The organism is Paenibacillus pini JCM 16418 (genome assembly GCF_000576305.1).
Lineage (GTDB): Bacteria > Bacillota > Bacilli > Paenibacillales > Paenibacillaceae > Paenibacillus_AQ > Paenibacillus_AQ pini.
Map to the genome: position 1 here is coordinate 1 of NZ_BAVZ01000044.1, position 6460 is coordinate 6460.

Annotated in this window: 19 protein-coding genes and 1 pseudogene; 18 read left to right on the plus strand and 2 right to left on the minus strand. The window is 32.6% G+C overall.

The window, feature by feature from the left end:
• The 7 genes and pseudogenes from JCM16418_RS23065 to JCM16418_RS23075 all read left to right on the plus strand — a co-directional run.
• Positions 1 to 302, plus strand: a pseudogene (locus JCM16418_RS23065) (hypothetical protein); the annotation flags it as partial.
• On the plus strand, positions 303 to 467 hold the full coding sequence (locus JCM16418_RS25195) for a hypothetical protein (RefSeq protein ID WP_156327256.1): 165 nt from the start codon (positions 303 to 305) through the stop codon (positions 465 to 467).
• Between the two features lie 35 nt (positions 468 to 502).
• Positions 503 to 658: a hypothetical protein gene (locus tag JCM16418_RS25200; protein ID WP_156327257.1), complete on the plus strand. Its 156-nt coding sequence runs from the start codon at positions 503 to 505 to the stop codon at positions 656 to 658.
• A gap of 178 nt (positions 659 to 836) precedes the next feature.
• Positions 837 to 1037, plus strand: coding sequence for a hypothetical protein (locus JCM16418_RS23070; protein WP_036653729.1), 201 nt, complete (start codon positions 837 to 839; stop codon positions 1035 to 1037).
• Between the two features lie 65 nt (positions 1038 to 1102).
• A complete protein-coding gene (locus JCM16418_RS26500; RefSeq protein ID WP_256203079.1) occupies positions 1103 to 1231 on the plus strand; it encodes a hypothetical protein in 129 nt (42 codons plus the stop codon).
• Positions 1204 to 1389, plus strand: a complete 186-nt coding sequence (locus JCM16418_RS24820) for a hypothetical protein (protein ID WP_148298906.1) — start codon at positions 1204 to 1206, stop codon at positions 1387 to 1389. Before JCM16418_RS26500 ends, JCM16418_RS24820 begins: the two co-directional genes overlap by 28 nt.
• 48 nt (positions 1390 to 1437) lie before the next feature.
• Positions 1438 to 1677 (plus strand): hypothetical protein, encoded by a 240-nt coding sequence (locus JCM16418_RS23075; protein ID WP_036653731.1) that lies wholly within the window; start codon positions 1438 to 1440, stop codon positions 1675 to 1677.
• A gap of 108 nt (positions 1678 to 1785) precedes the next feature.
• Here JCM16418_RS23075 and JCM16418_RS26505 read toward each other — a convergent pair whose 3' ends face one another.
• The gene (locus JCM16418_RS26505; protein WP_256203080.1) at positions 1786 to 1914 is read right to left on the minus strand and encodes a hypothetical protein; all 129 of its coding nucleotides are present in this window, start codon (positions 1912 to 1914) and stop codon (positions 1786 to 1788) included.
• Positions 1915 to 1950: 36 nt separating this feature from the next.
• Complete coding sequence (locus JCM16418_RS25350) at positions 1951 to 2094, minus strand: hypothetical protein (protein WP_162832488.1); 144 nt, start codon at positions 2092 to 2094, stop codon at positions 1951 to 1953.
• A 338-nt stretch (positions 2095 to 2432) separates the two neighbouring features.
• On the opposite strand from JCM16418_RS25350, the gene JCM16418_RS23080 reads away from it, so the two are divergent.
• The 11 genes from JCM16418_RS23080 (at position 2433) to JCM16418_RS24085 (ending at position 6262) form a co-directional block, all read left to right on the plus strand.
• Positions 2433 to 2666, plus strand: a complete 234-nt coding sequence (locus JCM16418_RS23080; RefSeq protein WP_158442459.1) for a hypothetical protein — start codon at positions 2433 to 2435, stop codon at positions 2664 to 2666.
• 36 nt (positions 2667 to 2702) lie between these two features.
• Positions 2703 to 3221 carry a hypothetical protein gene (locus tag JCM16418_RS23085; RefSeq protein ID WP_036653735.1) on the plus strand — a complete coding sequence of 173 codons (519 nt, stop codon included), beginning with the start codon at positions 2703 to 2705 and terminating at the stop codon, positions 3219 to 3221.
• 19 nt (positions 3222 to 3240) lie between these two features.
• Positions 3241 to 3516, plus strand: coding sequence for a hypothetical protein (locus tag JCM16418_RS23090; protein ID WP_036653737.1), 276 nt, complete (start codon positions 3241 to 3243; stop codon positions 3514 to 3516).
• 35 nt (positions 3517 to 3551) lie between these two features.
• Positions 3552 to 3776 (plus strand): hypothetical protein, encoded by a 225-nt coding sequence (locus tag JCM16418_RS23095; protein WP_036653739.1) that lies wholly within the window; start codon positions 3552 to 3554, stop codon positions 3774 to 3776.
• Positions 3777 to 3811: 35 nt separating this feature from the next.
• Positions 3812 to 4123: a hypothetical protein gene (locus JCM16418_RS23100; protein WP_036653741.1), complete on the plus strand. Its 312-nt coding sequence runs from the start codon at positions 3812 to 3814 to the stop codon at positions 4121 to 4123.
• A 213-nt stretch (positions 4124 to 4336) separates the two neighbouring features.
• Entirely contained in the window at positions 4337 to 4528 is a 192-nt protein-coding gene (locus tag JCM16418_RS23105; RefSeq protein WP_036653743.1) for a hypothetical protein, read from the plus strand.
• Positions 4525 to 4755, plus strand: a complete 231-nt coding sequence (locus JCM16418_RS23110) for a hypothetical protein (RefSeq protein ID WP_036653744.1) — start codon at positions 4525 to 4527, stop codon at positions 4753 to 4755. The genes JCM16418_RS23105 and JCM16418_RS23110 overlap by 4 nt, the downstream gene beginning before the upstream one ends.
• A gap of 30 nt (positions 4756 to 4785) precedes the next feature.
• Positions 4786 to 4953, plus strand: a complete 168-nt coding sequence (locus JCM16418_RS25205) for a hypothetical protein (protein WP_156327258.1) — start codon at positions 4786 to 4788, stop codon at positions 4951 to 4953.
• A 23-nt stretch (positions 4954 to 4976) separates the two neighbouring features.
• Entirely contained in the window at positions 4977 to 5462 is a 486-nt protein-coding gene (locus JCM16418_RS23115; protein WP_036653746.1) for a hypothetical protein, read from the plus strand.
• 37 nt (positions 5463 to 5499) lie between these two features.
• The gene (locus tag JCM16418_RS23120) at positions 5500 to 5688 is read left to right on the plus strand and encodes a hypothetical protein (protein ID WP_036653748.1); all 189 of its coding nucleotides are present in this window, start codon (positions 5500 to 5502) and stop codon (positions 5686 to 5688) included.
• A gap of 10 nt (positions 5689 to 5698) precedes the next feature.
• Positions 5699 to 6262: a macro domain-containing protein gene (locus JCM16418_RS24085; protein ID WP_081765553.1), complete on the plus strand. Its 564-nt coding sequence runs from the start codon at positions 5699 to 5701 to the stop codon at positions 6260 to 6262.
• The last annotated feature ends 198 nt before the right edge of the window (positions 6263 to 6460 follow it).

The following is a 6460-nucleotide window of genomic DNA, read 5'->3' on the forward strand; positions in this document are numbered from 1 at the left end:
CAAGAAAAGAATTTGAAGATAAAATTAACATAGGAAATGCTTTCTTTATATGTGATTACAATGGAATGAGTCAAATGAAAAAACTTTATGATAACTGTGTATCAATATTTATATATGCGAATAAAGAAGACGTACACAGTAGAATGACTTCTCGTGGAGATAGCGAAGAAATGATTAATAATAGACTAAATACATATGATGCAGAGATTTTAAACATGGCTTATTACGATGAAGTAGTTGTCAATAGACAAAATGAAATGGAAGATACTGCGCAAATAATTAAAGACATCTTGGAGGAATAAATGAAAAAAAGAATTTTTATTGATAATGATAAACAGGGGATATATTTATATGAGAAAAATGGTGATTTTAAAAACCATAGTGAAATTGATTTACTCATAGCTGAAGTCCACGATGAGTATTATGGGAAAATGATCTGTGATCTACTTAATGAAAACTGTAAATGAAATTCAAATTCTAAGAAGAGCGGAGGACTATATCTATGACTGATCAATTCACAGTTGAAGAAATACAGAAATTGAAAAACTCAACGATTATAGAGCTTACACATGATTTAGAGGATGCATTGATTCATATGGCGCGTCTTCCAGATGACTACAGTGTGTATGACTATTTGAAGCGGTATTTTATTAAATAGGCAATGAAACTGTTCTTTTACGCACACTCAAATTATAGGAGATGAAGATATGAATAAAAAAAATAATTACTTTTGAAAATGGAAGTACAATAGCTCTTATTCGCGCTGTTCGTAATATCCGTGGCAACAGAATCAAGTATTACATTGGAATTGATATGTCAAAAGGGAGGAATAAGAATTGTTAGATGACAAAGAAATTGAACTATATAGTCAGCATCTTAGTGGTAAGAAATTTAACCGTATTGAGAAAAATGAAGATGGTATAACAATAGTTTTTGAGGGTGATTTTGTAATGAAATTTTCCACACAGGGTTACGATATGTTTGATGCGGAATTATTTCATAGAGTCCCTTCGTATCGCTATGATCCAGTGAAATAAACATATCGATTTTGAAATTAGTTTTTTATACAGATTGCTAATATTAAAAGGAGGAGGGATTTGTTATGTCAAAAGTAACTATCAAAAGAAAAAATGGCTCACAATTTCTTAGGACTGTTGAGCGTGGTGATATGGTATTGATTGAGGATGAACCTTATCTGGCAGTGTGGCATGGCATGGATATGGTGATATAAGACTCATTAGTCTGGAGGATGGTAACATATGGACGAATGAAACACTTGCAAAGGATAGTACTGAAGTTGATTTGGTTAACTACATTCGAGGTGGGGAAGTCGAAAGGGTTGAGCTAATCAAGCAAAATTATTTTAGTATTTCAGTAGAAATCAAATGACAACACATGAAACTTGACTTTCAAGCACAGTTAAAGGAGTGAAATTATTTGAATAGTATAGAGCGGTTCTTGCTTTATTTAGCTGAACAGAAGCATCATATGTACCACAACCTTTACATACATAATTCTGTTGCATGCCAAGAAGAAGAATGTGTAAACCGAATTAAAACGATTCATAAATATGAAACGGTGCTTGAGACTATTGCTATGTTACCAATAGAGGAGCAATTGGCATTAGTAGAAATCGAAAAAGAATATTTTGGTGACGCACCATACACAAGTAAATGAACATGAAACTGTGAATTTTACACAGATAGATAAGGAAATGTATCTAAAAAATCCTCCAGTTGTTTATCCGTCAACTGGAGGAGAAAAAAGGTTATGAAGAAGATAATGCTACTTAAGTATACGCTTGATGTCACGTTCAATTACTTGCTGCAACTTTCTGGATGCTTTGTTGATTTCTCGGTTCATTTGAGATTTAGACATGCTGGTAGATAGATTAATTTTGATTTTCTTTGCCATATTTTCAACGACTCCTTTCATAGAATTTAAGATAAATTATCTTCGTCCAACGCGAGATTGAGATAGAACAGAGCCAGCAAGCGATTTAGCAGTTTTACTTGCTGAACTACTTCTCAGTACTTTAGAAGCTTTTGTAGACATCTTTGATGAGGATACTTTGCTTGTACTAGATTTAGCCATGATATAAACCTCCTTTCACTATATATTGTAATATATTATTTAGTGTACCCCAATATGTTGTGTTTGTAAACTAAAAAGAAAACAAATGTTCCCAGTTACTCATAATTTTACATTACGTATAACTCAAAATAAATACAAGAGTTTGAAATTGATATTTCATTCAGAAAGGGAAAACGAGTATCTATCAGTGTATAGAAGAGTTTGGAGTGTTTAAATTCATGAACACTAAAGGGTACGGCTTATCGACTTTGATAGGTGTCCAATATGGAGGACATCTGCTTCCTGAATCAATGATAACTGAAGTATATAAGTAAAACGTGATAGTAAATTAAATTAAATTGATTTTTATTAAAAAGGGAGAATCAAAATTGGATTTCACTGAAATTAAACCAAAACCAAACGATCCAAGATTTACTCTAACAATGTCGCTAGTAGATGCGATTGATTTATGGAGACTTGTGTGTTTTGCAGAAGATCAAGGGATTAAGAATGCAGATAGGTTTGTTGAGGCTCTAACAGAGTTTGCGTCAGACTCCAATAGTTACATTCATTATTTGAAAAGTGATGTCTAAATGAAATCGATCTTTCTTGGAGAAAGGAGTTTTAGTTTGAACGATAACATTCAGTTCCTAAAGGAACTACAGAATGAACTCAATAGCCAGACAAATGACTGTCAAGCAGCACCGCGATTTTGGGTTGTTGGTGATTATAAATGGGTTGACTGTATGGAAGGCAATGCAGAACGGTATTATGTGTATCTTCCGAGTGCGGCAGAATCCTACGAAATTGATTCTTATTTAAAAAATGTTGAAGAAGATGAAGATTTGACTGAGGATGAGCTGGAGGAGTTTAAAGAGATTGGTTGCCCTGACAGCGCATTAGATTGGATTCAGACCTATCGTGACGAGGATGCATATCTTGTACCAACTAGAAAAGAACATTTTATACGTAAAAATACTATGTTCCTCACAAAAGAAGAGGCCAAAGAACACATTGAGTTAAACCATTACCATTACACTGATGAAGTACATACATATGCAATGACAGCATGGCGAGCTCCAAAGGTTGAAAGGTTGTTGAAGATATTGAGTGCGTTTAACTTTGATTCCTTGAACAAGAGTGAGTAAAAGGAGGTAGGGTCTTATAATGGTGAAAGTAATAAAAACTAACTTATCAATGGTAGATAATCATATACACGATTTTCAATCTAGAGTGATTGAAGTGTCTAGCTGGGAAGATTTCAAAAATGAATTTATAAACAATGTTTCAGTTCCACGAAAAGCTTGTATAGGCGGTATGTTTGGGACAACGATCCCTCAAAGTGCCTCTATCGAAAATATTGTATACAGAGACAATATTCTTAAATGTGATATTTATAGCTATTCTGGTGAACACACTAAAAAGATTTGCTATTTAGTTTAGTGATATGGATTTTTTAAAAAGAATGGAGTGGGTTTGTGCAAGAAGTAACTCAAGAATTTATCGATGAATCAATTGAGAAAGGTAAAAGCATTTATGATGATGTGGCCAAAAAAGCAAAACTTAATGGATCAATAAGCTTGTCTTGGGTGTCACATCATTTCCCTGTCAATTGGTATGGAGCATGCTACATCATTAATCGTATGGAAGAAGAAGGTCTATGTGAGCAATGGCAGCATAATAGACTTCGGAGAGTATTTTAATGAAATCAGCATTTTACGCAGAAAAGGGGAAGTGAATGAAAAAATTAAAATGTAAAGACCCTGAATGCATCGAACTCTATAAAAGTGAGCACGAAGATATAGAGCTTATTTTATATGTTGAAGAGGGTGAAACGACACAATATAAAATAAATGACGATGGAACATTACGTGCAATCGATGCAGATAGTGGAGGACAAACCATTTGGCTGAATTGTCCATGCTGCGATACTAAGTATGAGTTTGAGCAGGATTATTTTGAAATTGAAAAATGCACCAAACTGGGTTTCGACATCAAAGATAATGATAATTTTAAAATCAGCAGAGTGAAAGAGTCATGGGAAGATTGAATGAAATGGACAATATCTCAAATGAAGATGCAGAGAAGCTATTAATTGAGCTGGACAGTTATTTTCGATAATACTTAAAACCATGATTTCATGCATATATGATGATTAATAAACTCAATCTTTTCAAGTTCTTTTTAATCATTAGAAATGGAGGCAATATGATATGCCTTTAAAGTAAAGTGTACACATGCATTCAGGGAATACATTGAGGATATGAGACTAGATAAGGAATCTACAGAATTGGCGATTCAAGTATTTGAGGCTGCCTTCGATTATGGATCTTTATGTGGTGCATCTGAAGTGATTCAGGAATCTATTATTAAATCATTAAGACCACTTAGTCCAATTATTGATACACGAGCAAAAGAGATGATAAATAAAATTAAATTAATGAGACAACAATGACAGTATTTTTAAATAACGATGAAAATTTACAGAAGTTATATCAATACAATACATATGCAGAAGATCGAGTTTTACGAGTTAGATTACAGATTAAGAATAAAAAAGAGTGGTTTTGTATTAGTTGCAATGAAACAATACCTGTTGGTGATGGTAGTGCGTATCATACAGGTATGTCAGGTGGGGTATTTTATCATTATCATCTTTGTTTAAGCTGCTATGAGCAATAGTAGTGAAGAACCTCATAAGGAGGGTTTAATATGAATCAATTATTATTTGATATAGTTTTTGTGTTAATACTATATCTAGTAATCGGTATTTTGTGGATGATTGCTGAAAAAATCATCTATGGTCATATCATGCCAAGAGCTATTGATAACGTAATTGCTTTGATATTAGCATTATTAATATTTGTGATTTTAAAGTAAGACTTACTTTTAGGAAAGAAGGGATGACTATTCTGACAACATTCAATAAATTAAAATGGTGGATTCATGTTAGAGTTGAGAACATTAAGCATAAACTACAAATACAAAAATATAAGAAACTTTATGGAGACTATGAAGATAATGAATACAACTGCGGATCGCTTAAACATATATGGGGAACATATGGCTTAAATGATACATCTGGCAACAATAATTCACTTTACACTGCGAATAGTATTGATATTACATATGATAGAGATAAAAAAGAATATTTTCTAAGTGTTGAAACTGCTTATATGTTTGGTGGTCGAAAAGGCGAGTGTGAATATTTAAGGGAAATGCTTCAATGTTTCACAGAGTATATGGAGAATAACGATCTTTCAAAAACGTTTAATAAGTCCATATTCTTTGGTTCTGCTTCAGTAGAGAATTCCGCTGACAGTATTGAAGAACTGTATATTAATTTCAAGATTTTTGTAGAAGGATTTTGTAGTATACATAGTGTGTGAAATTGTCGTTTTAAACAAATAGAAAGGGTGGTATTAATTGAATACTCTAATCGCAAGAACTTCAATTGGTGGACGTGATTTATATTTTGGTGTTCCTAATCTTGAAGGTGCATCGATTGTATCAGTAAAAGAGAGTAAAACGACAGATGACTACTGCACTGAATTAACATTGTATTTAAAGAATGAATCAACAATGAAATTGCTTATTAAACAAGAAATTGAATAGCGCATAATATATGAAATTCACTCTATCTATTGATCGAAGGGATGGTGAAAACATAGATAATCTAATTCATATAAAAGAGGATTTGTTGTTAAGTGATTGTACTATTATTTGTCATCAAGCTAATTGCTTTGAGACAATGGGCGCTGGAATTGCAAAATTAATTAAGAGAAAATATCCAGAAGCTTTTGAAGCAGACAAGAACTATGTAAAAAAACTAGTTGAAAATAAATTGTTTCTAAATATGAATGTTTATGAAAAAGCCCATTTGAAATTTGGCAGATGCTCAAGTACATATACAATAGATAGATCTAAAGTGATTGTAAACTTATATGGTCAGTTCAGATATGGAAGAGATAAACGATATACCGATTATGAAAAACTAGCTTCAGCAATTGAAGAAATGCTAAATGGTGTAGACATATTAGAGAAAAAAGGCTTTCGAATAAAAATTGGGATTCCATATAAGATGGGATGTTACAATGCAGGTGGAGATTGGAACCAAGTATCAGAGATTGTTAATGAACTAGGACGAAAATACGGACGAGTTATATATTCCTACGAGTATAAGCAATAATATACATAAAATATCATTTGAAGTATAAAAAAGGAGATTATAAAAATGGGTGTAGATTGGTACGCATGTAGTAAATGTAATGATGCATATTGTGACGCAGGAGATTATGTAAGCTGTGAATGTGGGGAATCATGGTGTTCTGATGAGTGCGCAGAAGAAGATAAATTTCAAAATGAAGAAGATGGATTTACACCAATA

What these genes read in the sequence shown, in the direction of transcription:
- JCM16418_RS25350 (WP_162832488.1), bottom strand. Translation starts at nt 2,094, where the DNA reads ATGGCTAAATCTAGTACAAGCAAAGTATCCTCATCAAAGATGTCTACA.
- JCM16418_RS25195 (WP_156327256.1), top strand. Translation starts at nt 303, where the DNA reads ATGAAAAAAAGAATTTTTATTGATAATGATAAACAGGGGATATATTTA.
- JCM16418_RS23115 (WP_036653746.1), top strand. Translation starts at nt 4,977, where the DNA reads ATGACTATTCTGACAACATTCAATAAATTAAAATGGTGGATTCATGTT.
- JCM16418_RS26500 (WP_256203079.1), top strand. Translation starts at nt 1,103, where the DNA reads ATGTCAAAAGTAACTATCAAAAGAAAAAATGGCTCACAATTTCTTAGG.
- JCM16418_RS24085 (WP_081765553.1), top strand. Translation starts at nt 5,699, where the DNA reads ATGAAATTCACTCTATCTATTGATCGAAGGGATGGTGAAAACATAGAT.
- JCM16418_RS25205 (WP_156327258.1), top strand. Translation starts at nt 4,786, where the DNA reads ATGAATCAATTATTATTTGATATAGTTTTTGTGTTAATACTATATCTA.
- JCM16418_RS23110 (WP_036653744.1), top strand. Translation starts at nt 4,525, where the DNA reads ATGACAGTATTTTTAAATAACGATGAAAATTTACAGAAGTTATATCAA.
- JCM16418_RS23105 (WP_036653743.1), top strand. Translation starts at nt 4,337, where the DNA reads ATGAGACTAGATAAGGAATCTACAGAATTGGCGATTCAAGTATTTGAG.
- JCM16418_RS26505 (WP_256203080.1), bottom strand. Translation starts at nt 1,914, where the DNA reads ATGGCAAAGAAAATCAAAATTAATCTATCTACCAGCATGTCTAAATCT.
- JCM16418_RS23100 (WP_036653741.1), top strand. Translation starts at nt 3,812, where the DNA reads ATGAAAAAATTAAAATGTAAAGACCCTGAATGCATCGAACTCTATAAA.
- JCM16418_RS23090 (WP_036653737.1), top strand. Translation starts at nt 3,241, where the DNA reads ATGGTGAAAGTAATAAAAACTAACTTATCAATGGTAGATAATCATATA.
- JCM16418_RS25200 (WP_156327257.1), top strand. Translation starts at nt 503, where the DNA reads ATGACTGATCAATTCACAGTTGAAGAAATACAGAAATTGAAAAACTCA.